A 25,316-nucleotide genomic window follows, 5' to 3' on the forward strand; every position below is an offset into this window, starting at 1 on the left:
GTAGTAAGGACTTTAGTCCTGATTTGAGAACTAAAGTTCTCACTACAAACCTTTAATTATTTACCCTGTTCTACTTAAGTCACTCATGAAAAGTTAGATACCCAACTTATTTAAGAAATCAGGTATCTATAAACTATGAATTTTCACTAACTTAACAACCAATGGATAGCTGGTATTAGACAGCAATTTTGTCTAACTTTGTTCTTGTGGAACTTGTCCTATCTGTGCCGTCAGCTTCTCTTTATCTTGCCTGCGTTTTTTGGCGTAAAGTTGAATAGTGACCGCCATCAAAATAATCATGGCAAAAATACCCCAGGCAGCGATATCTGTAGGTAAATTATTCTTAAATACAGCCAGTAATACGATCGCTACTAACATAACTGTCGGTGCTTCATTTAAAGCGCGTAATTGCTGACCATTCCAACCGCATTCATCTACTGCTAACTTCTTCATGAGTCGAGCGCAGTAATGATGATAGCCAATTAAAATAGCAACAAATAGCAGTTTTATATGTAACCAACCCTCTTTTAAAATATCCGGTTCAGTGCTTAATAAACCGATAGCCATTGCGATCGTCACAAACATTCCAGGGTTAGTAATGATGTGGTAGAGGCGCTTTTCCATAATTTGATACTGATTTTTCAGTATCGTTCGTGCTGGTTCAGGTTCAAGGTTCGCTTCAACGTGATAGATAAAAAGACGTACTAAGTAGAACAAACCAGCGAACCAAACTACAAATCCGACAATATGAAATGCTTTAAACCATGAATAAGCCATGAATACTAATCCCCTTTACTTGTGGCTGCGATCCATTTTTAGTGGTACTAAAAATTTCACAAATGCAGCCTAGAATAACATGATAAGTCTGGCAAAAATCCAGAATTATTTTTTTACCACAGATAAATCCTCGGTGTTTTTCTATGGCTTCATTTTTATAATATCGATTTTTGCCAAAACTATATTGTCAATGAGTATCTTTACGACGCACAAAGGGTAAAAGGTCTTGCAAAATCGTCTCGTGGTAGTGTTCTTGAGGATAATGTCCGACGTTATTAAGTTTGATTAATTCGGCATTTGGTGCAGAATCTGTAAAATTTTGGGCGATATCCACAGATAACCAAGGGTCAATCATCCCCCATTGAATCAGAATTGGCTGTTGCCATTCTTTAAAGCCAGATTCGATTTCTGTCATTGCTGAATCAAGCTGTAAATTGCGAATACTTGATAAAAGACTCCGCCCAGATGATGAAGTTTTCAAAAATGGCTTTCGATAAATATCTAAATCCTTATCTCCGATGCGATAGCGGCTACCACCTTCTAGAGTTCGGTCAACTAATAAGGGGTCTTGGGTCATTACCTCACCTGCCAAAGGTAAACCCATTTGTTTAATTTTCCAGGGTAATTTGGCAGCAGTTGATATTGGTGTATTCAGGATAGCTAAATTGGCAATCTGTTCTGGATGACGCAAGGCATATTGTAGTCCTACAGAACCTAAAAAACCTTGGACAACTAAAGAAAAATGTTCGAGTTCTAGTGCTTTGACAAATCCTTCTAAAGCTGTGATAAAAGCATCGGGTGTGTAAGCGAAATCTCGTTTTTCTGGTTTTGCAGAAAAGCCGTAACCAATCCAATCTGGAGCGATCGCTCTTGTCCCTTGATTCCCTAAAGCAGGTATAATATTACGCCAACTGTAACTTTGTGAAACCAACCCGTGTAGCAATAACACAGGTGCTAAATCAGTTCTGCCTATTGGTGAAGATTCTCGATAAAACCATTCCAGTGAATCTACATTGATTTTATGTTCTGTTATTGACACGCTATATTCCTATGGAATTGGGAATTGGGGATTGGGAATTGGGGTTATCCCCCCTCTCTCCCTAAAACCTCCATCAAAATCATAGAGCACCGGAGAGTGTCAACGTTAACGTTTAGATAATCATAATATTGATGTCGCTCAAGGCAGAACTACATCCTTGATGTGTTAAAGCGATAGTTCTTCATCGGTATGACTTTGTAGGTACTTGGCGGATTAAAGCGATTTGACATTGGCACGCTTTTTGCATTTAAAGTTGCATGGCCCAACTTCATGAAGTTTTGTAGCAAGCAAAGATATGGTTACTCGTTCGGTGACGCGTCAAGGAAGTCTAAAAGCACTCGATTGGTTAAATGTATTTTTAGCAGATATTCAGGGCGGTGTCGGCCCGTTTCTAGTGGTTTATCTAACTTCAAGTCTGCATTGGAACCCCTCTCAGGTGGGATTGGTAATGACGATTTCAGGATTGACGGGGGTAATTGCTCAAACACCGATTGGAGGATTAGTCGATCGGTTACGCCAGAAGCGATCGCTAATTATTCTCGCGGCGGTGTTAATTGGCATCAGTTCAATTGCCACCGTTACGATCCCATCATTCCCCGTAATTACAATATCTCAATCCTTCTGTGCCATTGCTGGAGCATTTTTTGCCCCGACGATCGCAGCAATTTCTCTAGGATTAGTCGGACGAAGGGGTATTGAGTATCGCATTGGCCGCAACCAGACTCTCAGTTCTGCTGGAAATGTGGTAGCTGCAATACTAGCAGGATTAATCGGTCATTTTGTGGCTCAGGCAGCTATCTTCTACTTTATGGCGCTGATGTCAGTTGCAGTGATTGTCTGCGCTTTGAAGATTCGCAAACAGGATATTAATTATCGGTTAGCAAGAGGGGGTGACGAGCAAGAAAGCAAGGATATACAAGAAGATGGGAAAGAAAAAGTTAATGTTTCTAAGTTTACAACCCTATTGAGCGATCGCCGTCTCCTGATTTTTGCCGCCTGTGCAGTGTTGTTCCACTTTGCCAACGCTGCCATGTTACCCTTGCTCGGTGAGGTACTAGCTCACCAGAAAGGTGCTAGTCCAACGTTATTTATGTCTGCCTGCATTGTCACTGCTCAATTAGTGATGATTCCCTTGGGAATTTTGGTTGGGGGACGGGCGAGTAAAGATCGACGTAAACCTATTTTTCTGATTGCATTTCTGGTGTTACCGATTCGCGCCGTGCTGTATACCCTCAGCGATAATCCTTTCTTTCTGGTGTCAGTGCAATTATTAGACGGGGTTGGCGGAGGAATTTTTGGGGTGATGCAGCTTTTGGTGATTGCCGATTTGACTAAGGGAACCGGACACTTTAATCTGGCACAGGGAGCAATTGGAACTGCTGTTGGTATTGGTGCATCCCTCAGTAATTCTTTGGCTGGTTTTGTTGCGAAATCTGCTGGCTACAATGCTAGCTTTTTGACTATGGCAGCGATCGCAACAGTTGCCTTAATTTTCTTCTGGTTTTTCATGCCCGAAACTAAGTCTACAGCCTATCCGGTAAGCTCTAAATCGGGGCTTGCTACGTTTAGGGAATAGAGAAATGGTAGTTTTGCGATATCTCGTGATTATTATCACCTACATCGGTTTAGGGCTAGGTTACTTGCCCGGATTGCGGATGAATCGGGCGACGATCGCCATTGTTGGTGCTGCCTTTTTGATGGCATTGGGAGTACTAGATTTACCTGCGGCGTGGGGCGCGATCGATTACAAAACACTAATTTTTCTATTTGGGATGATGGTAATCAGTGCCAATCTCGCCGCCTCTGGTTTTTTCCAGCTTGCCCTTGATTATACAATCCGCCGCATCCACAGCCCATTTGGGTTACTGGTGGTGTTAACTTTTGGCAGTGGCATCCTCTCAGCCCTTTTTTTGAATGATACGATTGCTTTAATTTTGACACCTTTAGTAATTGGTATTACCCAGTTACTCAAGCTTAAACCTATTCCCTATTTGCTGGCGCTAGCAGGTGCAACTAACCTCGGTTCCGTTGCCACTTTGAGCGGTAATCCGCAAAATATCTTGATCGGTTCTTTCTCTGGCATTAGTTATCTAGACTTTGCCAAAGCCTTAACACCACTTGCGTTGATCTGTTTGACAATTCAGGTAGGTTTGTTGTGGTGGTTATATCCAGAAGTGCGATCGCTTCGCCCTTACTTAAAAGTTAAACCACCCCGCTACCATGTCCTCAAACCACTGTTAGCTAAAAGTCTATTAATTACCACCGGATTACTAGTAGCATTTTTAATCGGAATTCCGACTGCTGAAGTTACCTTAATTGCTGCTGGATTATTACTGGTAACGCGCCGCCTTAAGCCAGAGCGAATTTTACAACAGGTAGACTGGGATTTGCTGTTAATGTTTTGTGGACTGTTCATCCTTACCGAAGGTGTGCAAAAACTCGGTTCTTTGGGATGGCTTTCTCATTTTACTCGCGATCCCTTGAGCATTTTGGGGATAACGGCGTTGTTGTCAAATTTAGTATCCAATGTGCCGGCTGTACTGCTATTACATCACCTAATTCCTCATCCCAACACCCACACTTGGCTACTACTCGCGGCGGCTTCAACACTGGCAGGAAATCTCACGCTGCTGGGTTCGGTAGCAAACTTGATTGTGGCGGAGGCTGTTGCTAAACAGGGATATAGGCTCACTTTTGGGGAACATTTGCGATTTGGGCTACCGCTAACTGTTATCACCTTGGCGCTTACCTATTTTTGGATTTATTAACTTTAACGTGAGTTGGATCTCCTTGCATTAATGCATGGGGTAGTTCAGTCTAACTTGTTATGCCAATGCATCGGCTTGTTATGCCAATGCATCGGCTTGCTATGTTAATGCATCGGCTTGTTATGCCAATGCATCGGCTTGTTATGTTAATGCATCGACTTATTATGTTAATGCATCGACTTATTATGCCAATGCATCGGCTTGCTATGTTAATGCATCGACTTATTATGCCAATGCATCGACTTGCAACAATTAGAACACCCTATATTACATAGAAATTATAAAAAGTTTGTGTACACAGTAGCGCTTTTTAGGAGAGCGATAAATTCCTCTAACTGATGTTAACGTTTACGTGCGTGGGAAGATTCGATTCCTGCCAGTTTTCGGTACTTGACTACAGTCCGTCGAGCGATCGCCATGCCAAATCGCAGTTTTAATAGTTGGGCTAGTTGTTCATCGCTGTAAGGTTTAGCTGGTGGTTCTTGTTGAATTAATTGAATAATCAACTCTTGGATTTGTTTAGGCGTGCGTCCACCAACACCAACAGAAGTACAGAAAGACTGCAACGGCACAATTCGACTTTGCCCGCCGCTAATGAGCAAATAGCGATCGCGCACAATGCGACTGATGGTAGCATTTGAAAGCCCGACCGATTGAGCAATTAGCTGCTGAGGTGTTGGTACTAAATCTAAACTGTCCTTACTTGTGAGAAAGGCTTGCTGACGATTAACCAAAAATTGCCCAACTTTGAGTAAATTTTCCTGCCACTGATTTAGTGCTGACAATAAATTTCGTGCTTGTTGTAGCAGTGTTTCCTGCATCTTGTGGTTTGATTGAACCAGCAAAGCGATCGCTTCTTCATCCAAGCAAAACTCTTGACTAACTTCAGAAGTTAAAGAAACCTGCCACCCATTGGCGTTGAGTTCGGCTTGTAAATCTGGGGTGGCGATCGCCACTGGATAATAGCTAAAGTTTCTTGCTGGGCGAGGTTCTAAGGTTTGAATTTCTTGAATCGCTGCTTTCAAAGCTGGCAGATTAATCGGTGATTCCACTACAGAAACTCTTTTTGCATGTAATTGCAACTTCTTCAACAACAATTGTTGATGTTCCTTAGCTTCAGTTGAATTACCAATACAATCTGCTACCTCTGCTAAGTAATCTCGTACCAGTAAGGCAGCCAAACTATTGGGACGATCTTGAAGCTGTAATAGCAAACATTCTTGCGGCGATCGCGCCCCAATCCCCGGTGGATCGAGACTTTGTAAATGCGACACAACCGCTTCTAATTCCTTGACATTCCAATCACTTCCTGCTGTCCAGACTTGGGACGATTCTTCCAGATAGCCGGAGGGTGAAATCCATTGCATGAGGTATAACAGTGCTTCTCGCTGTTTGAGTGGCAAATCTAAAGCGGTAATTTGCCCACGTAGATGTTCTTGTAAGCTTGGTTCCATTGCAACTGGACTATACCAATTTGGTAAAATGTCTTCTAGCAATGCTTCCCGATGATTAGAGCGGCGATGCAGCAAAAATGGATTGTGTTTGGCTTCTGCTTGTAAATATTCTCGAACTCGCTGATGATTCCAAGGTAACAGTTGCACTAACTGTCGCAGGCTTGGATAAAGAACTGCTTGCGTCTCTAAACGGGTTTCTACAGAGAGAGTTGAAGTTAATGCAGGTGTATCCATATCCATTAGTGAGAGGTTAAGGTAATTACACTAATGTTTGCGAGGGTAAAGGAAAGGGAAAAAATCCTACTTGAAGACTGGTAATAGCCAGGCTTTGACTATTCTTAAATCTTAATTCTTTTTTGCAGCGAAGTACTTGAACTAATTCGTAATTGGTGGCGATTCAGCTAGTTCCGCTAACTCAATTGGACGATTTTTCAGGAAAGTATCAGCAGTTACTGTAGAGACAAACATAATAATTAACTCTTGTATAGGAATCATATTTGATTTTTGAACAAAACTAGGTATTGTAGGGTGTGTTAGAACGCAGTTCGTAACGCACCAAACCCTTGATGATGGTGCGTTACGCTGTCGCTAACACACCCTACGTATCTTTTCAGAAATCAAATACTAGTCTTATATGATTAATAATTTATAAGTTTTAAACCTAAAAATAGAGCCGCAACAGTTCCCGCTACAGAAATTTCTCCTTGAATAATTTTATCTAAAACTGATTCTAGAGGAATAAATACAATTTCAATTTCTTCTGTAATATCGAGTTGTTGCTCTCCGACTTTACTCACATTTTCTGCTAAAAACAAATGGATTTGATTGGTATCTTTACTCGGCTTATCGTATAGAGTTCCAATTTTTCTAAATTCTTGGGGTATATAACCAGTCTCTTCTGTGAATTCTATAATTGCGGCTACTTCGGCACTCTCTTTTATCGGATCGAAATTCCCTGCTGGTAGTTCTAAGAAAAATTCACCTACTGCATGTCTGTATTGCCGGACAAAAATAACTTCTCTATTACTAGTAATAGGTAAAACCATCGCCACGTCTGGTTTAATATTGACAAAATAATCATCTATGATTTTACCATTGGGCAATTCTATTTCATCTTGCCTTACTTGACACCAAGGGTTATCTAAAACCATTTTTGATTTTAAAGTCTTCCATTTTCTTAAGTTGTTCATAAATTTAGTAACCAATAAAATTATGTCTAGGAACTTTAGTAACTAAGTAATGAATGTAAAAAAGTATAACAGATACATCCGATAATCTAAACTTTAAACTTACACTGACTTTTGCAATAACATAATATTATGTAAAAGAAATATGCAAATAAATGTAAATTTATTTACAGTAAACAAGAGATTTCCATTGACCATTAGTCGAGGGACAACGGCACAGACAACGAATGCATGGGTGAGGATTTCAGATGATGGTATCGAAGGCTGGGGAGAAGCATCGCCATTCGGTGTGGGCGATCGTCGACAATCAACTGATACAATCAAAGATTCTCTAGATCGAGTTGTGCCACTGTTGCAAGCATTTAGCCCCTTGCAGCGACAGCAAATTGAGCAAGTTTTAATCCAAAACCAGATTCCTTCTGCTGCTAGGGCAGCGTTAGATATGGCAATGCACGACTGGTTGGGTAAGCGTGTAGGATTACCTTTGTGGAAAATTTGGGGACTCGATCGCAATCAAATAGTACCAACCTCAGTCACAATTGGGATTAATTCGCCTGAAGGTGCTAAGGCGAGAGCGCGAGACTGGTTACGATTTACCGATGTCCGCCTTTTTAAGGTGAAGTTAGGTAGTCCAGATGGCATAGATGCAGATAAAAAAATGCTGTTGGCAGTGCGAGAAGAAGCACCGGAAATAGAATTATTTGTTGATGCCAATGGGGGTTGGAGCTTAGAAGATGCGATCGCAATGTGCAATTGGCTGGCTAATTTAGATATAAAGTATGTAGAACAGCCATTACCACGAGGTCAAGAAAAAAGTTTAGCTAAACTCAAAGAACACTCTCCCCTACCCATCTTTGTCGATGAGAGTTGCTTCACAAGTTCTGATATCCCCGATTTGGCAAACTACGTGGATGGTATTAATATCAAACTGATGAAATCAGGCGGACTAACAGAGGCAATGCGAATGGTACATACAGCGCGAGCATATCGGTTGCAAGTAATGTTCGGTTGCTATTCTGACAGTTCGCTAGCTAATACAGCAGCATTACAGCTTGCGCCACTAGCTGATTATTTAGATTTAGACAGTCATCTCAACTTAATCGACGATCCCTTTACAGGTGCATTGCTAAAAGAAGGTAGAGTTTTGCTAAACGATTTACCAGGTTTGGGGGTAAAACACAGTGCGTCTACCACTTAATCAACGAGTAGCTATCTTACTTCACGAGGGAACTATTGGAACTCACGGCAAAACAGGACTCGCAATTTTACGTTACAGCGAGTCACCAATTGTAGCCGTCATCGATCGCGAATGTGCTGGCAAATCTCTGACAGAATTAACAGGTATTAAACGTGATGTACCCATTGTGGCATCAGTAGCCGCAGCCTTAGAGTACAAGCCAGAAGTCTTAGTAATAGGCATTGCTCCCAGTGGTGGTGCTATCCCAGATGATTACTGGCTAGAAATCAAAAATGCTCTAGAAGCTGGGATGTCGTTGGTGAACGGCTTACATACACCAATGGCAAGCATCCCGGAGTTAAATGCACTAGTCAAACCAGGGCAATTAATTTGGGATGTCCGCAAAGAGCCGTCTAATATAAGTGTTGCTAGTGGAATGGCACGCACCCTCCCTTGTCGGCGAGTTTTGACGGTGGGAACCGATATGGCGATCGGTAAAATGTCAACTAGCTTGGAGTTACATTGGGCATCCAAACTGCGGGGTTGGCGTTCTAAATTTCTCGCCACAGGTCAAACTGGGGTGATGTTAGAAGGCGATGGCGTGGCTTTAGATGCCGTGCGAGTGGACTTTGCTGCTGGTGCTGTGGAACAAATAATCATGCGCTATGGCAAAAACTACGACATCCTGCACATTGAAGGACAAGGTTCGCTGCTACACCCTGGTTCAACGGCAACCCTACCCCTGATTCGTGGTTCGCAACCAACTCAACTGGTATTAGTCCATCGGGCGGGACAAGTTCATGTCCGCAATCATCCCCATGTTTTAATTCCACCTTTATCAGAGGTAATTCGGCTTTATGAAAGCGTTGCTAGTGCTGGTGGTGCTTTTGCAAGCGTTTCTGTAGTGGGTATAGCACTTAATACGGCACATTTAGATGAATCTGCGGCCGACGAAAGTATTGCTCAAGTAACAGCAGAAACCGGGCTACCTTGCACTGATGTAGTCCGTTTTGATGCCAATGTGCTTTTGGATGCGGTGATGAAGAATTAGGTTCTGACCTTATCAAGAAGCAAAACTTTAGTTGCTTCAAGACGAATCCGAGCAACTTAAAGGAAGCTTAACAAGAAGTATCTTGCTCCACTTTGCCACATAAGGGCAATTTACACCCCCAACTTACTGGGGGTTTTTTATCAATAAGGTTTGGTTAATGTTTTTTGATGGAAATTCTAGATCGTAAAGATGCGATAAATCGCCGTCTCTACAATCATCAGCGATTCATCGCGTCTCTTGCCTTAACCGAACACTATTGGTTTTGTATGGCACTTAGGTTAAAAGGACGCGCAGCAATGGGTTAAGAGACATGCCGCTTTCATTGCCTAGAACCGCTTTACCTAAAATCTTCCATTCCTTGATAAGCAACTCTTAATAAACTCATCAGATTTTTTTGTCAAGCCCTATTGACATTTTGTAACAAAATTGTTAAATTCAGTTACATAACTAAACAAAAGAAGAGAAAAAAATATGTACACTACTGTAAACGAAGACGGTATCCTTAATAACTACGCACATGAAGCCAAGGTATACTACGCAGAGTACCCAGCAATTTGGGAACAACGTAAATACGTTTTACAGGGTCTTTTTGCAACTTTAATTGTCACAACTTTAGTTTTGGTTGGTTTTAGCGTTAGCTAAGATTTTTCCATTGCCGTATCGCTGTATCTTATTGTCATTCTCACTTCTCTCTCAAGCCTCGGTTAGTTTCGCCGGGGTTTTTTGTGTTTTACCCCTGTGTGTTGGCAATGCCTGCCGTAGGCATCGCATCCCAAAAGGGCGACATTGTAAAATAACTGCGATCGCACATAAAATAAAGACAAATTAATAAAATGGGGTGTTATATGGCAACCCAACTCGGTGAAGCTAAATCTTCAACAGAACTGATAATATCTTGGGAAGCCTTGCCCGCAGATTTTCAGTTAGAGGATGAACCAGTGGAAAATACAGGTCAGCCACTGTTGGCTGGTGCTTTGCGCGAAAGCCTTGAGATAAGTGGTTTCATCCAACCCCAGATGTTAATCGCCTCAAATTTTGGACTTTGTGCAACGATAAACGATCAGTTTGTAGCGAAAGCACCTGACTGGGTTTATGTTTCAGCAGTAAATGAAGTTTTAGCAGAACGCAAAAGTTACACACCTAATTTAGAAGGTGAGATTCCGGCAGTGGTGATGGAATTTCTATCTGACACTGACGGTACAGAGTACTCTTTTAAGCGAATCTATCCGCCAGGAAAATGGTTTTTTTACGAGCAGATTCTTCAAGTACCAATTTACGTGATTTTTGACCCTAATGGCGGTTTGTTAGAATATTACCAACTCGAAAACAGGCGCTACGAATTACAACAACCTGACGAAAATGGTCGTCATTGGATTGATTCAATGGGCTTATTCTTAGGAACTTGGCAAGGAACAAAAGAATCCAGAACGGGTTATTGGTTGCGCTGGTGGGATAAAGCAGGTAATTTGTTACCTTGGGCAGTCGAACAAATTGCACAGGAACGTCAACGCGCCGAACAAGAACGTCAACGCGCCGAACAAGAACGTCAGCAAAAAGAACGGCTAATTGCCTATTTACAATCTCAAGGTATCGATCCAAATAATTTGCCAGGTAGCTGAGTTACTTACAGGACTTACGCAAAAAAGTTCTGAAGTAGCGGTAATTCATGAATTACCGCTACGACAAATCAGGTTTTTGAGACAATTTTGTGTAAGTCCTAACTTAGTTTAAGCAAAAATTACGTGCTAAGTGCGATCGCTTTATCTGTCTTTTGCTATTTCTTTATAAAAGTAAGAAAGAACACTTTTCTGCATAAGTACATCTCAGTATGAAACGAATTATGAAAGAGTGCGGTATTATGCAGAAATTCAAGTATATCTAAAAGCTACTCCCAGATAAAAAAGAAATTAAAGAAAAAATAACGTTTTTGATGAATCAAAAAATAGAATTATTCGTCACTTAAACTATCAATTCCTTACTTGTTTTTACTGGAGGATGATTCATGTCATCACAACTGTTACGCTTGATATCTTTAGGCAGTCTTGGCTTATCTTTGTGCCTGGGCAATTCGGCAGCAATGGCGCAATATGATTCTACTGGCGATGGTGGTGGTGGTGTAGTAGTACCAACAGTGCCATCAGGTGGGTCATCAGTTCCAATAGACACATCAACAGGTATACCAACTTCACCCTCATCTGACGGTACAACTCGGTTTAGCTGTCAGACTTACAACGGTCAGTCTACCGTTATGTATCAGCCACAAAGTCAGTCAGGACAATTTTTTCCTTGGGCTGCACCTGCGGCTTTGGGCGGTGGTTGGGACGCACAAAAGCGTTGTGCAGCAATTGCCAGTCGTTTAGAACTTTATCGTCCAGATGGCTTACAAGAACTCCAGACATCTGTAGAAAATAACGAAAATGTTGTCTGCGTCACAACTGAAGCTAACCCAAGCTGTAGAATTGTGCTGACAGTACCGCGTGGTAAAGATCCCGTTGTCATCCGCAATAGCATTTTTCAGAATTTGACTACTGCTGATAACGGACAGCAAACTATAGCCGTTAACACTTATGGCGATCGCAGTAGTGGGGGAAGTGAATTATATAATTTAGGACGCACACTTTTAGGCAGTGGCAATAATCGAGTTAGTTCATATAGAGGTGGCATTAATCTCAAACCTTTCCTCGATCGCAAAGATGGCGGTACTGCAAATAACCTCCGCAATGGAGTGGCAATTGGTCGTCAGTCCCAACCTAACTCTGTTCGCTTGAATCCTCGCAATTTCCGATAGGTAATAAGAAATTGAAATCAGCCTCTGGTTTAGTTATATCAACCAGAGGCTATTTTAGAGCTTTTATTTTGTCACCATATCCCGCCAGGATTAGAATGCACTTGCTGTAGGGCGGACAATCACTTCATTGACATCAACATCATCCGGTTGTGATATGGCATATAATACGGCTCTAGCGATCGCATCAGCAGTCAATGCGGTTTTACGGAATTCTTTCAAAGCACCTTTTGCAGACTCCTCCGTGATATCAGAGCCGAGTTCAGTCTCAACCACACCAGGGGATATTGTTGTGACGCGGATATTTTTTGATTCCTGACGCAATCCTTCGGATATCGCCCAAACAGCATATTTTGTCGCACAGTACACCGCACCAGTAGGCACAACCACATGTGCGCCGATAGACGCGGTATTGATAAATTGTCCGCCGCCTTGTGCTTCCATAATCGGTAGACCAGCAGCTATGCCATTCAAAACGCCGTGGATATTCACGTTAATCATGTTATCCCACTCCTCGACTTTCAACGCATTCATCGGGGATAGAGGCATAATACCTGCATTGTTATAGATAACATCGACGCGGCCAAACTTATCTTTGGCAAAGTGAATGAAGGCTTTCATCTCCTCACGATTGGCGACATCTACAGCTTTGAATTCTGCTGTGCCGCCTTCCTTGCGGATATCCTCAACAATCTTTTCTAGCTTTTCTGTACGCCGTGCGCCCAAAACAACTTTTGCGCCGTTTTTGGCCAGAAGTTTAGCGGTGGCTTCACCGATTCCGCTACTAGCTCCAGTAATGACAATAACTTTGTTTTCTACGTTTGACATGATTATTTTCCTTTCTATTCACCAAACCTTTTTTGGCAAGAGTCAAAGCAGTATTTTTGCCCAGTCCTCTGCCCAATCCCGTTACCAGACAATTTTGATAATTGCCTTATCCTTTGGCATGTATTCATAATATGGATTAAAAACTGATTTTTAAATACACAAAGATCGCAGATTATTGCCTAATTCTCCAAAAACATCTTTCATAAAAGGATCGATATTTTCTATAATCAGCGAATCAGAATGATTAAATCAGTCAAAAAGCCAGCATGACGATTGAAATACTAAAGCACGGTGCAGCCATTAATGAGTGTAAAGAACTGGCGGCATTACTAACCCGTTACACCGACGACAAGGGGAACGGTGTCCATAAAACAGATATAAATCATCTGGAATTTACGCGGGAATCTTCCGCTTCCACGTCAATATGCGGTGTTTATGAACCTATTTTCGCCATAGTTGTTCAGGGCAAAAAAGAAGCATTGCTGGGTGAGGAAACCTATTGTTATGGCGCGACTCAATATCTTGTTGTCTCGGTTCATTTACCGCTAAGTGCATTTGTTGTAGAGGCCACGCCAGACAAGCCTTATTTAGGATTCAAGCTGAATTTAGACCCAGTTCAACTCTGCGATCTTATTGCCCAAATCAGACCAGGCAGAGATAAGAAAGAAAACTCTGTTAGAGGCTTATTTGTCAGCAACGCCAATGCACCATTGCTCGATTGCGCCATCAGACTAACACGGCTTTTAGATACGCCACAGGATATTCATATCCTAGCGCCGATGATTATCCGCGAAATCTATTATCGCCTTTTAATGGGCGAACAGGGCGAAGCTGTCCGCCAAATTGCGACATCTGGCAGCAACATGCAGCGCATCGCTGAGGTAATAAAACTCATCAAGGCTGATTTGACAAAGCCGATGCGGGTTGAGGAGCTAGCTAGGCAGGCAAGTATGTCTCCTTCATCTTTTCATCACCATTTTAAGTCAGTGACATCAATGAGTCCGCTTCAATATCAAAAGCAATTGAGACTATTAGAAGCACGTCGCCTGATGCTTGCCGAAAAATTCGATGCCGCTAATGCAGCCTATCAAGTGGGTTATGAAAGTCAATCACAGTTCAGCCGCGAATATTCCCGGATGTTCGGTGCGCCACCGATGAGGGATATTGAACGTTTACGCACAGCCTAAGCGTTGACACAATTACTTACTTTACAAATCTTCATCAAAATTCTATTCCGATATATCGCGATATATTCCGATATATCGTATAGTAGAGAAAGTTGATTAGAGATTGATTTATGTTTAGACATTTTCGTTCACGGTTTGGAACACCTGCATGGGCAGGAGTTAGCGAAGAGGATTCATTGCTTGTCAAGTCTTGGTTTAGGCATGATAAGCATCATGGTAGAGAGCATGGCAAACACTTTGGTAATGAAATGTTTGGTCGTGGTTGGGGAGATGAACATCGCACTCGTCGGGGTGACATCAAGTTCATCCTGCTGGAATTGTTATCCGAGCATCCTAGTCATGGTTACGACCTGATTAAAGAAATGGAAACTCGTTATGGTGGTTTCCGTCGCCTCAGTCCTGGCTCTGTATATCCAACACTCCAATTGCTGGAGGAAGGGGGTTATCTCAAGAGCGCACAAGAAGGTGGCAAGCGGATTTACACGATCACCGATGAGGGTAGACAATTATTAGCAGAACGTTCCCAACAAGAAACTTCAGACTCTCCTTGGGATACGGTCAAAAGTTTTGTGAAAGGTAAGCCCCAAGAGTTTATGGAGTTGCGGAATGCTGCAACAGAGTTAGCTGCTGTTGTGGTGCAGGTTGCTCGTAGTGGCAATGTGGAGCGAATAAATCGGGTGCGTGAGCTTTTAGAGCAAGTTAAACGGGAAATTCACGCGATTCTGGCGGAAAAATAAGTAGAGATGCAAAAATTCGCGTCTCTACATTCTCAGATGTTGCGTTTATAGGTTAGAAGCGATCGCACTTAAATCTTCTTCAATGAATGAGTTAAGCAATGTCCACAACTGCAAATCAGTAAAATCTGGAATTGCCATAAATGCGCCGACTGACTGTAAAACTTGCGGATCGTGGGTGGAAGCGATGCCAATAGTGCGGATATCTGCGCCCACAGCAGCCCGAATTCCAGAGGGAGAGTCTTCTAATGCGATCGCTTCCTCTGCTGAAATCTCGAACTTATTCAGGGCGGCTAGGTAGGGTGCAGGGTCAGGTTTACCTGCAATACAATCATCTGCTAAAACAACTGTATGGAAAGCTTCTTTTATTCCCAATACCTGTAGCATAAATTCTGCATTTAATCTAGGTGCATTAGTTACTAATGCCCTTTTTAACTTATGTGTTTCTGTCCATGCTAGTAGTTCAGAAAATCCATTCAATGGTTTAAGATTCGAGGCGAGTTTACGGAAAAGCGCCTCTTTTTCGTCTGCAAATTTCTGCCCTTCTACGGTTGATAATTGTGGCAGAATATCCTTAACAATTTCTGGATTTAAGCGTCCACTAATTCGGGATTTATAAAATGTTTCGTCAATTTCTACGCTGTAATTTAACAGCATTTCCTGCCAAGCCCGGTAGTGTATGGGGTCAGTATTGACAATAGTGCCGTCTAGGTCAAAGAGAATTGCAGCCAGCATGATTTTTAGGTAAAATGTAAATAATTGTAAACTTAATCTACATAGTTTACATCGTTTTTTGTCCTTAGCGATCGCTCTACGTCAATACAGGGGAATACTTACACTGTGACGGAAGTTTACCTAGCTTTAAGATCGGGGACTTAAGCCCTTGTGAATTATTGATAACCTTCTATGTAAGCAAATGCTAACCGCTACAAACTTTTTTCGCGTTGATGATTTACTGGTGCAGATTTACAACTCTGAAGTCGAAATGGCCCAGGATGTTGCCAAAATCGCCCAAAAGCATTTACAGCAGGTTCTCAAACAACAGGATACAGCTGCTGTATTGTTGGCAACAGGTAACTCCCAACTCAAATTTCTTGATGCTTTGATTGCATTGGGTGGTGTAGATTGGTCGCGGATTATTCTGTTCCATCTAGATGAATATTTGGGAATTAGTGCTGACCATTCTGCGAGTTTCCGGCGCTATATGCGAGAACGTGTAGAGAAGCGGGTTGCTCCTAAAGAGTTTCACTATATAGAAGGTGATACACTGCAACCATTAAACGAGTGCGATCGCTACACAAAACTATTGCAAGCACAACCAATAGACTTATGCTGTCTTGGTATCGGCGAAAATGGACATTTGGCTTTTAACGATCCATCTGTAGCAAATTTCCAAGATCCATACAGTGTCAAGCTGGTGAAACTAGATACAGTGAACCGTCAGCAACAAGTAAGTACAGGTCAGTTTCCAAATCTAGAAACTGTTCCACAGTATGCTTTTACTGTGACTATCTCAGCGATTTGTTCAGCTAAAAAAATTATCTGTCTGGCTCCAGAAAAACGTAAAGCGAATGTGGTAAAACAAATGTTGCAAGGAGCTATAAGTACAGACTGTCCGGCTTCTGTTCTCCGTCAACAATCCCAAGCAACGTTATTTTTGGATGTCAATTCTGCTAGTTTGCTGTGAAAAGAAAGTGGTAAGTAAGGCAGGTGAGAAGTCGTCAAATATCATAGGAATGTTGTTATACTTCTTGACTAAGTGGGCGTAAATAATTAAAAGTTTGTAGTAAGGGCTTCAGCCCTTAGAATAGGGCTAAAGCCCTTACTACGAGCCAAGGTATCGAATACTGCCATCAACAGAAAGTGCATTCCCCTCCCAGCACCAATCCTAAAAAACCCCAAGACCTTTTCTTAGTATGCGGACTCCAAAGTTTAGGGCAACATTGCATTGCAGTCCTAAAGGAGTACGATGTTAGAGTTAACGCCATTGACGATGTACAACTCGAACATTGGGAAGTCCCAGAAGTCCCAAGCTTACTAGAAAAGTTGATCGTAGGAGACTGCCGCCAGCCAAGTATTTTAGAGCAGGCGGGTATAGGGGAATGTCGTTCAATACTTTTAGTCACAAGAAATGAGCGGATAAATATAGAAGCTGCCTTTGCAGCACGGCGACTTAATCCGCACGTTCGGCTGATTGTACGTTCTGACAAACAAAATTTCAACAAACTTTTGTCCGAAAATCTAGGCAATTTTGTTGCCTTTGAGCCTACCCATCTCTCTGCTCATGCTTTTGCTTTAGCTTCTCTCGGATCTGAAGCTATCGGGTATTTTACCTTAGAAGGGCAACTATTGCAAGTAATCAAGCACCAAGTACAAGCCAAAGATAGCTGGTGCAATGGCAAGCCAGTACATAGACTCAATCTTACAACTCGCCGCATCTTGAGTCACACAACAGTTTCATCCGATCCACTCAAAGAATTGTTTGAATGGAACCCAGAAGCAGAAGTGCAAGTAGGAGACACACTCGTTTACATTGATGTTGCATACGAATTAGCTTTATCTGAGCAACATACAAATAAATCTTACCGCCAAAATTGGCAGTGGCAAGAGTTTGTCGAAGGCATCACAGCGAAGAATCTTAAGCAGAAAATAGTACAACTTTGGCAATCTTACTACCAAAGCCAAAATCAAATTCGGCGAATTGCAACAATTTATGGGATTACTGTACTCATCCTGTGGTTCGTTGGAATAATTCTTTACCGCTTGTATTATCCTGAAATCACCCTGCAAGAAGCTTTCTATGCAACAGCAGTGTTGCTCTTGGGAGGATACGGAGATTTATTTGGCGGTGTTGAATTTAGATCGCAATCTGAACCTTCAGATCGTATCCCTTGGTGGTTGCGGTTCTTTAGCCTGGGACTCACGTTAACAGGTCAAGCTTTCGTGGGAGTATTATATGCACTGGTGACTGATGCTCTTGTCACTTCCAGATTCCAGTTTTTCAATTCTCGTCCTCCCATACCACAACGCAACCATGTAGTGATTATTGGCTTAAATCGTTTGGGACAGAAAGTTGTTGCTCTTTTGCAAGAACTTAATCAGCCGTTAGTGGGAATTCATACTACCACTCTCGACCAAGATACTTTACCAGATATGCCCCTGATTATTGGCAATACTACCGAAGCACTGACTAATGTGAATCTCTCCCGTGCTAAAAGCATCATTTTAGTGGGGGACGATAATATGGAAAATCTGGAAATTGGTTTGATGGTTCATGCAATAAACCCCGCCACAAGCTTGATTATCCGCTCTCAAGATCGTCATTTTAGTGATAATATCGCCCCTCTGTTTCCCTATGCTCAAGTTTTGTGTGGCGCGGCTTTGTCGGCAGAAGTCTTTGCTTGTGCTGCCTTTGGGGAAAATGTTTTGAGCTTGTTTCACTTGAGCGAGCAAATAGTCATGGTGACGGAATACAAGATTGAAGAAAGTGATACCCTCAATGGGTTACTTCTATCTGAAATCGCATCTGGCTACAGTGTTGTGCCGATTCTCTACCAAAAATATCGGCGAGATAATTATTCCTTGATGCCTTGGTATGATGTTAAGCTTTATGCTGGCGATCGCTTGATTGTTTTAGCCACAAGCACTAGTTTGCAGCGAATTGAATGGGGTGAAATGCTGCCTCGCCAATGGAGCGTGCAGATTGAAAAAGCTCTGACTACAAATGCTGTTATGTATGGCGCTGAAGAAATCGTCTTGATTACGGGATGTAGTTTAGCTACTGCTAGGCAATGGATGAATAATTTGCCTGGAGTATTGCCAATACCACTTTATAAACATCAAGCTCAACGTCTTGTGCGGGCGCTAACAAAAATCCAAGTTTTGGCAAATGTAATCTTCATTGGGTAAGACAGTTGCTCCACTTGAGCAAACTGGGATGTAATTATAGGGGCCAATATCAATATATTGTGCCCCTACTAGTCTAATCTGAAGTTGACAGTGTGGTGAATACTATCTAGAACGAGTACCTGTTACTTCATTGGGATCGTTATAAGCTCGGACTTTATCGCGATTACGAGCCAGACCGCCTAAACCGAGTAGACCAAATAAACCCAGCCAACCCCAATCGAAACCGCGATCGCTAGTTCTTTCGGAAGCTGTGACACCTGTATTCCTATTAGTACCTGTGGAATCAGTACCTGTGGTTCCAGTACTTGTAGTGCCAGTACCTGTGGAATCAGTACCTGTGGTTCCAGTACCTGTAGTTCCAGTACCTGTAGTTCCAGTACCTGTACTTCCACTGCCTGTGGAATCAGTGCCTGTAGTTCCAGTACCTGTACTTCCACTGCCTGTGGTTCCAGTACCTGTACTTCCACTGCCTGTGGTTCCAGTACCTGTACTTCCACTGCCTGTGGAATCAGTGCCTGTAGTTCCAGTACCTGTAGTTCCACTGCCATTTATACCAGTACCTGTGGTTCCAGTACCTGTAGTTCCACTGCCATTTATACCAGTGCCTGTGGAATCAGTACCTGTACTTCCAGTACCTGTAGTTCCACTGCCTGTAGTTCCAGTGCCTGTGGTTCCAGTGCCTGTGGTTCCAGTGCCTGTGGTTCCAGTGCCTGTAGTTCCAGTGCCTGTGGTTCCAGTACCTGTACTTCCACTGCCTGAGCTTCCAGTACCTGTACTTCCACTGCCTGAGCTTCCAGTACCTGAGCTACTACCACCACTAGAACCTCCGCTACCGGAGCCTCCACTTTGGGCAAAAACAGAAGAAGGTAAGGATACAGAGGCGAAACTGATGGCAAAGACAGTAGCCAAAACAGTTTTAGATAAATCAAAAGGCTTTATAGTCATGGTTCCTTTTATGTTTTAGATTTCTGTGGTTGATTGATGTTCAAAACTGATATTTTCTACTCAATCCAGTGCTAGGTTAGGTAAATTTGGATAAATAGTATAGATTGAGGATTCTTTCACCTATTTTGTGTTGGAAGTGTTGGAGAAAAACTAAACGCATTTGATGCTTCCATAACACATGAATATTTGTCATACCCAAACTAATTCATAATTAGTAATTACTTATTTATGATTAAGAACCTACGACTAGAGCCGCTTGCCCAAAAAAAGCAAGGTTTAAAATAAAACTATATTCACTTGCATCATAGATTTTAATTACTTATTGTGAATTATTCTGTCATCCTTAAATTTAAGATAACATCTAGTTTTTTATTTAACTTCTACCATAAGAGTAAAACAAATTCTATCCCAGGAATTATTTTTGCATTCAAATGAGTGACTCTGGAAAACAAAGAGAAACGCTTATTTTACCTATCAATATTTCTGTGCCGAGATTTCAGCAACATTCTAGATTATTCTCTGGCGAAAGTGATAGAAGAATATCTCAGTTCGGTGAATCACCACTATTTAGCTAAAATTTGAGGAGTGTCGTGACTTTTGATACCATTCCTAAATTATGATGGAATTTTTAAATAATTTTTTCTCTACTAGCCAGTTTATTCCTCACGGACATTGCTATCTCTGGAAACCAGGATTGGTGTGGTTGCATCTGGTTTCAGATGTGTTAACTGGATTTGCTTATTATTCAATTCCAGTGATGCTAGTTTATTTTGTCCGTAAACGGCGAGATGTGCCTTTCGACTGGATGTTTCTGATGTTTGGCGCATTCATAGTTGCTTGTGGCACAACGCATTTGATGGATGTTTGGACGCTTTGGTATCCTACCTATTGGCTATCAGGGTTACTCAAAGCTATCACCGCTTTTGTCTCCGTGTTGACAGCTATAGAACTTGTGCCATTAATACCCCAAGCACTAGCTCTACCAAGTCCTGCCCAGTTAGAGGCTGCAAACTACCAACTAGCAAAGGAAATTGCTGAACGCATACGAACTGAAGAGGTGTTGAGAGAAAGCGAACAACGCTGGCAATTAGCTTTGCGCGGCAATAATGATGGAATTTGGGACTGGAATGTTAAAACCAATGAAATTTTCTTCTCGGCTCGGTGGAAGGAAATGCTCGGTTACGAAGACTACGAAATTTCTAACCATTTAAATGAAAGGATAACACGAGTGCATCCAGACGATCTCAACTGGGTGACACAAGCAGTTCAAGATCACTTTGCTCAGAAAACACCGTTTTACATTACTGAGCATCGAGTTTTATGTAAAGACGGTACTTACAAATGGATTTTGGATCGAGGTCAAGCACTGTGGGATGAAGATGGTAAGGTAGTGCGGATAGTAGGTTCACATACTGATATTACTGAGCGCAAGCAAGCAGAGGAGGCAGTAAGCAATCTACTTAATCAGCTAGAAAACATGGTTGAGGAACGAACAGCAGAGTTAACAAGAATTAATAAATCACTACAGGCAGAAATTACTGAGCGCCAACGAATAGGAGAAGCATTGCGGGAAAGCCAACAACGATTCCGTGCTACATTCCATCAAGCTGCTGTTGGCATCGCCCATGTAGCAATAGATGGAAGGTGGTTGTTAGTTAATCAGAGGCTTTGCGATATTCTCGGTTACACACCTGAAGAACTACAGTTCCTAACTTTGCAAGATATTACTCACCCAGATGATATTAACGCCGATCTGAAATATTTTGCTCGAATTATAGCAGATAATATTCAAACTTACTCAATCGAAAAGCGCTATTTCCACAAAGATAACTCCATCGTTTGGGTTAATCTCACCGTGTCTTTAGTGCGCGAACCTAGCGGGGAGCCAATATATTTTATTTCTGTCGTCGAAGATATTAGCGAACGGCAAGCCGCGCTGCGCGATCGCAAGCAATGGGAAGAGCAAATCCAAGCATCGCTCTTAGAAAAAGAGGTGTTATTAAAAGAAATTTACCATCGGGTCAAAAATAATTTACAGGTTATTTCCAGTCTGCTAAGTTTGCAATCTGCTTATATCAAAGACGAATACGATTTAGTAATATTCAAACAAAGCCAGCAACGGATTGCATCAATGGCTCTAGTACACGAAAAATTGTATCAGTCTCAAGACTTAGCAAGGATTAATTTTGGTGAATACATTCGAGATTTGGTAACAGATTTATTTACTGCTTATGAAGTCAATGAAGATGCGATCGCTCTGAATATAAATATTGACGATGGCGTGTTTCTCGGCTTAGATACAGCAATTCCTTGTAGCTTAATTATCCATGAGCTTGTATCCAATTCTTTGAAATATGCATTTCCATCAGGTAGAGATGGTACGATATATATCGAAATTCACCAAAATCAAGAGCGTCATGTTACACTTGTAGTCGGTGATGACGGAATTGGTTTACCACCAAATTTTAGTTTCAAAAATATAGCTTCTTTAGGTTGGCAGTTAGTAGATGCTTTAATCAATCAAATTTCAGGAAATATCAATATCCAAGGTGCTAGCGGAGTAGAGTGTCAGGTGACATTTACATTAATATAAAAAACTAAAACATGACAACCGCAAAAATCTTAGTTGTAGAAGATGAAGCTATTGTTGCCAAAGATTTACAATATCGACTTATAAAATTTGGTTATACAGTTCCTGTTATTGCTTCTTCAGGAGAAGAAGCAATTAATAAAGCAGTAGAAACATCTCCAGATTTAGTGCTAATGGATATTAAGCTCAAAGGTTCAATGGACGGGATAGAAGCTGCCCAAGAAATCCATAAATATTTAGATATTCCAGTAATTTATTTGACTGCTTATGCGGATGATAAAACATTAGAAAGAGCTAAAATAACTGAACCATTTGGCTATATACTCAAACCTTTTAAAGAAAAAGAACTACGAATAAATATTGAAATAACTCTAACTAAACATGGTTTAGAAAGGCAATTAAAAATAAATCAGAAATGGCTGGATGCACTTTTAAGAAGTATAGGCGATGCTGTAATTGCTAGCGATATGCAAGAATTGGTAACTTTTATGAATCCGGTTGCTGAAAATCTGACTGGATGGAAACAGGAAGAAGCTTATGGCAAAAATTCATCAGAAGTATTCAATATTGCCAATGCAGAAACTCATAACTCTATTGAAAGTCCAATCGTAAAAGTCCTTCAAGATGGTATTATCGTTAGTCTCCCAGCAGAAACTATTCTGATTACTAGAGAAGGTGGAGAAATACCAATTGATGACAGTGCTGCACCAATTAAAGACGATAAAGATAATATTACGGGTGCTGTGTTAGTTTTTCGAGATATTACTGAGCGCAAACGAGCGATTGAGGCGCGTCAAAGGCAAATTGAGCAAGAGCAACTTGTGGCGAAATGGGAGGGGATAAATCAACTTAAAAATGACTTTTTGAATTTAGTTTCCCACGAACTGCGATCGCCTCTGAGTAATATGAAGGTAATGATTCAAATTATACAATTATCTACTAGTACTGAGGAAACTCAACGCTATCTACAGCTGATGGAAGGCGAGTGCGATCGCGAGTTAGGATTAATTAACGATCTACTAGACTTACAACGGCTAGAAAGTTCATCATATCCAGTTATTACAACTCATGCGTTGCTCTTACAACAGTGGTTAACTTGGATGATTGAGCCATTTAAAATCCGCGTTCAACAACAGCAGCAAAATCTACAGTTAAATCTCCCTTCAAATCTCCCGCCGTTGTTATCAGATGGCATAAGCTTAGAACGAATCTTAGTAGAATTGCTTAATAATGCCTGTAAATACACACCTGCGGGTGGTGAAATTATCCTAAGTGTCAGCTACAACTCCTTGGAAACGCCTGCAAAAACTATTATTACTACCAGTAATTCAGCAGAAATTCCCGCAACAGAGTTACCACGAATTTTTGATAAGTTTTATCGCATCCCCAATGCAGACATCTGGAATCAAGGTGGTTCTGGATTAGGTTTACCTATAGTACAGAAATTAGTCGAACAACTGCAAGGAAACATTCAAGTAGAAAGCGGTAACGGCTGGACAACATTCACCCTTACATTAACTGATTTATTATAGGCTTTTAGCTTCTATTAAAAATTTTATAAGATTTATCCGACACATCAATTATTAGAGGCGAACATCCATACACCTCTAATAATTGACATAGCAAATATTTCTAGAAATGTTATGAGATAATAAAAGCAATTTATTAGATTCAGAAAAATGTCATTAAATTTATCTTTCACACCTCAAGGTTTTAGTGCATTTATTACAAATTTAGGAATCCGCGATGCAACTGATGATTTTGTATTTATTAAATCATCAGTTCCTTGTATTGCGGATGGAGTCTTCACTCAAAGTCTTTTCGTCGGGCCAAGTGTTACTATTAGCCGCGAGAACTTAAAAGATTCACAAATAGAAGGAATTGTCGTTATATCTAAGAATGCAAATGTTGCTAATGGTGCTGTTGGCATCGCTGATGCCCAAGAGGTTCTACAATTAGTTGCAACTGAAACTGGAATTGCTGCACATAATATTGCGATCGCTTCTACAGGCGTGATTGGCAGACGTTACCCGATTGAAAAAATCCGAGCAGGTTTATTAGGATTGGGAAAAAAATTGACTCCTGCTGATTTTAATGCCGCAGCCCGTGGTATTATGACCACCGATACAGTACCGAAAATAGCTACACGGCAAATAGGTAATGCCAAGCTGGTAGGAATTGCCAAAGGTGTCGGGATGATTGAGCCTAATATGGCTACACTTCTAACTTTCTTTTTTACCGATGCTGCGATTTCTGCAAATAGCCTTCGTTCTATTTTTCGATCTACTATAGATAAAACCTTTAACTGCCTGAGTGTGGACACTGATACTTCTACAAGTGACTCCGCCATGATTTTAGCTAATGGAATAGCTGGTGAAGTTTCAGAAGCGGATTTTGCCAGTGCATTGCAAGAAGTTGCACAAGAATTGGTGCTGAAAATTGCCAGAGATGCAGAAGGTGCAACCAAAATTATTCAGGTAACTGTAGATTCAGCAATTAACTATGCACAAGCTAAAAAAGTAGCTAAAGCAATTGTCAATTCCCCATTAGTAAAAACCGCCGTTTATGGAGCAGATCCAAATTGGGGAAGAGTTGCTATGGCTATAGGCAAATGTGAAAATGAGCAAGAGATAAATCCAGAGCGAGTTGTTATCAGTTTTGATAACGTTAAAGTTTATCCTAATAGCTTAACTAATGAAAATCTGGAACAGTTACGGCAAATTATGTCTAAAGATAAAGTAGATATTCATGTTAGCCTCAATATTGGCGAGGTTTCTGCAACTGTATGGGGTTGCGATCTTTCGGAGGGTTATATAGAAATTAATGGCAAATACTCAACTTGATTAACAAGAAGAGATGCAAAAATCTGCGTTTCTATATCAGTT

At 41.3% G+C, this 25,316-nt stretch carries 22 protein-coding genes; 15 read left to right on the forward strand and 7 right to left on the reverse strand.

The annotated features are described in order from the left end of the window. Positions 1-192 precede the first annotated feature (192 nt). Positions 193-777, reverse strand: coding sequence for a protoporphyrinogen oxidase HemJ (hemJ, locus tag CDG77_RS13400; RefSeq protein WP_094329859.1), 585 nt, complete (start codon positions 775-777; stop codon positions 193-195). 187 nt (positions 778-964) lie between these two features. Next, positions 965-1,816, reverse strand: a complete 852-nt coding sequence (locus CDG77_RS13405) for an alpha/beta fold hydrolase (RefSeq protein WP_094329860.1) — start codon at positions 1,814-1,816, stop codon at positions 965-967. 295 nt (positions 1,817-2,111) lie between these two features. Between CDG77_RS13405 and CDG77_RS13410 the strand changes: the two genes are divergently transcribed. Both CDG77_RS13410 and CDG77_RS13415 read left to right on the forward strand, forming a co-directional pair. Next, the gene (locus CDG77_RS13410; RefSeq protein WP_094329861.1) at positions 2,112-3,392 is read left to right on the forward strand and encodes an MFS transporter; all 1,281 of its coding nucleotides are present in this window, start codon (positions 2,112-2,114) and stop codon (positions 3,390-3,392) included. A 4-nt stretch (positions 3,393-3,396) separates the two neighbouring features. Then, positions 3,397-4,584 (forward strand): anion transporter, encoded by a 1,188-nt coding sequence (locus CDG77_RS13415; protein WP_094329862.1) that lies wholly within the window; start codon positions 3,397-3,399, stop codon positions 4,582-4,584. 341 nt (positions 4,585-4,925) lie between these two features. On the opposite strand, the gene CDG77_RS13420 is transcribed toward CDG77_RS13415, so the two are convergent. Further along, positions 4,926-6,278, reverse strand: coding sequence for an RNA polymerase factor sigma-54 (locus CDG77_RS13420; protein WP_223269802.1), 1,353 nt, complete (start codon positions 6,276-6,278; stop codon positions 4,926-4,928). A 398-nt stretch (positions 6,279-6,676) separates the two neighbouring features. Continuing rightward, positions 6,677-7,228, reverse strand: coding sequence for an NUDIX hydrolase (locus CDG77_RS13425; RefSeq protein WP_094329863.1), 552 nt, complete (start codon positions 7,226-7,228; stop codon positions 6,677-6,679). 142 nt (positions 7,229-7,370) lie between these two features. Between CDG77_RS13425 and CDG77_RS13430 the strand changes: the two genes are divergently transcribed. The 6 genes from CDG77_RS13430 to CDG77_RS13445 all read left to right on the forward strand — a co-directional run bounded on the left by CDG77_RS13430 (position 7,371) and on the right by CDG77_RS13445 (position 12,241). Beyond that, positions 7,371-8,423 (forward strand): dipeptide epimerase, encoded by a 1,053-nt coding sequence (locus CDG77_RS13430; RefSeq protein ID WP_094329864.1) that lies wholly within the window; start codon positions 7,371-7,373, stop codon positions 8,421-8,423. Then, positions 8,407-9,453, forward strand: coding sequence for a DUF1611 domain-containing protein (locus tag CDG77_RS13435; RefSeq protein WP_094329865.1), 1,047 nt, complete (start codon positions 8,407-8,409; stop codon positions 9,451-9,453). The genes CDG77_RS13430 and CDG77_RS13435 overlap by 17 nt, the downstream gene beginning before the upstream one ends. A 167-nt stretch (positions 9,454-9,620) precedes the next feature. Beyond that, entirely contained in the window at positions 9,621-9,758 is a 138-nt protein-coding gene (locus CDG77_RS36470; RefSeq protein WP_181154489.1) for a hypothetical protein, read from the forward strand. 166 nt (positions 9,759-9,924) lie between these two features. Continuing rightward, a complete protein-coding gene (gene psb34, locus CDG77_RS35420) occupies positions 9,925-10,095 on the forward strand; it encodes a photosystem II assembly protein Psb34 (protein ID WP_104900141.1) in 171 nt (56 codons plus the stop codon). 203 nt (positions 10,096-10,298) lie between these two features. Then, positions 10,299-11,072 (forward strand): Uma2 family endonuclease, encoded by a 774-nt coding sequence (locus CDG77_RS13440; RefSeq protein ID WP_094329866.1) that lies wholly within the window; start codon positions 10,299-10,301, stop codon positions 11,070-11,072. 383 nt (positions 11,073-11,455) lie between these two features. Further along, positions 11,456-12,241: a COP23 domain-containing protein gene (locus CDG77_RS13445; RefSeq protein WP_094329867.1), complete on the forward strand. Its 786-nt coding sequence runs from the start codon at positions 11,456-11,458 to the stop codon at positions 12,239-12,241. 90 nt (positions 12,242-12,331) lie between these two features. Here the strand turns inward: CDG77_RS13445 and CDG77_RS13450 are convergent, their stop codons facing one another. Beyond that, on the reverse strand, positions 12,332-13,066 hold the full coding sequence (locus tag CDG77_RS13450; RefSeq protein ID WP_094329868.1) for an SDR family oxidoreductase: 735 nt from the start codon (positions 13,064-13,066) through the stop codon (positions 12,332-12,334). 266 nt (positions 13,067-13,332) lie between these two features. Here CDG77_RS13450 and CDG77_RS13455 point away from each other — a divergent pair, with 266 nt between their 5' ends. After that, on the forward strand, positions 13,333-14,253 hold the full coding sequence (locus tag CDG77_RS13455; protein ID WP_094329869.1) for an AraC family transcriptional regulator: 921 nt from the start codon (positions 13,333-13,335) through the stop codon (positions 14,251-14,253). 110 nt (positions 14,254-14,363) lie between these two features. Beyond that, complete coding sequence (locus CDG77_RS13460) at positions 14,364-14,990, forward strand: PadR family transcriptional regulator (protein ID WP_094329870.1); 627 nt, start codon at positions 14,364-14,366, stop codon at positions 14,988-14,990. A 45-nt stretch (positions 14,991-15,035) separates the two neighbouring features. Here the strand turns inward: CDG77_RS13460 and CDG77_RS13465 are convergent, their stop codons facing one another. Further along, a complete protein-coding gene (locus CDG77_RS13465; RefSeq protein WP_094329871.1) occupies positions 15,036-15,722 on the reverse strand; it encodes an HAD family hydrolase in 687 nt (228 codons plus the stop codon). Positions 15,723-15,903: 181 nt separating this feature from the next. On the opposite strand from CDG77_RS13465, the gene CDG77_RS13470 reads away from it, so the two are divergent. Continuing rightward, positions 15,904-16,674, forward strand: coding sequence for a glucosamine-6-phosphate deaminase (locus tag CDG77_RS13470; protein ID WP_094329872.1), 771 nt, complete (start codon positions 15,904-15,906; stop codon positions 16,672-16,674). Between the two features lie 176 nt (positions 16,675-16,850). Next, positions 16,851-18,896 (forward strand): potassium channel family protein, encoded by a 2,046-nt coding sequence (locus CDG77_RS13475; protein ID WP_094329873.1) that lies wholly within the window; start codon positions 16,851-16,853, stop codon positions 18,894-18,896. 102 nt (positions 18,897-18,998) lie between these two features. Here CDG77_RS13475 and CDG77_RS35425 read toward each other — a convergent pair whose 3' ends face one another. Continuing rightward, entirely contained in the window at positions 18,999-19,841 is an 843-nt protein-coding gene (locus tag CDG77_RS35425; protein ID WP_143857020.1) for a hypothetical protein, read from the reverse strand. Between the two features lie 616 nt (positions 19,842-20,457). Here CDG77_RS35425 and CDG77_RS38850 point away from each other — a divergent pair. From CDG77_RS38850 to argJ, 3 genes are all read left to right on the forward strand, one after another. Beyond that, on the forward strand, positions 20,458-22,434 hold the full coding sequence (locus tag CDG77_RS38850; RefSeq protein WP_143857021.1) for a PAS domain S-box protein: 1,977 nt from the start codon (positions 20,458-20,460) through the stop codon (positions 22,432-22,434). An 11-nt stretch (positions 22,435-22,445) separates the two neighbouring features. Beyond that, on the forward strand, positions 22,446-23,963 hold the full coding sequence (locus CDG77_RS13490; protein ID WP_094329875.1) for a hybrid sensor histidine kinase/response regulator: 1,518 nt from the start codon (positions 22,446-22,448) through the stop codon (positions 23,961-23,963). A 147-nt stretch (positions 23,964-24,110) separates the two neighbouring features. Continuing rightward, positions 24,111-25,274, forward strand: a complete 1,164-nt coding sequence (gene argJ / locus CDG77_RS13495; RefSeq protein WP_094329876.1) for a bifunctional glutamate N-acetyltransferase/amino-acid acetyltransferase ArgJ — start codon at positions 24,111-24,113, stop codon at positions 25,272-25,274. Positions 25,275-25,316: the final 42 nt, after the last annotated feature.

The sequence above is a fragment of the Nostoc sp. 'Peltigera membranacea cyanobiont' 213 genome (assembly GCF_002245975.1).
Classification (GTDB): Bacteria; Cyanobacteriota; Cyanobacteriia; order Cyanobacteriales; family Nostocaceae; genus Nostoc.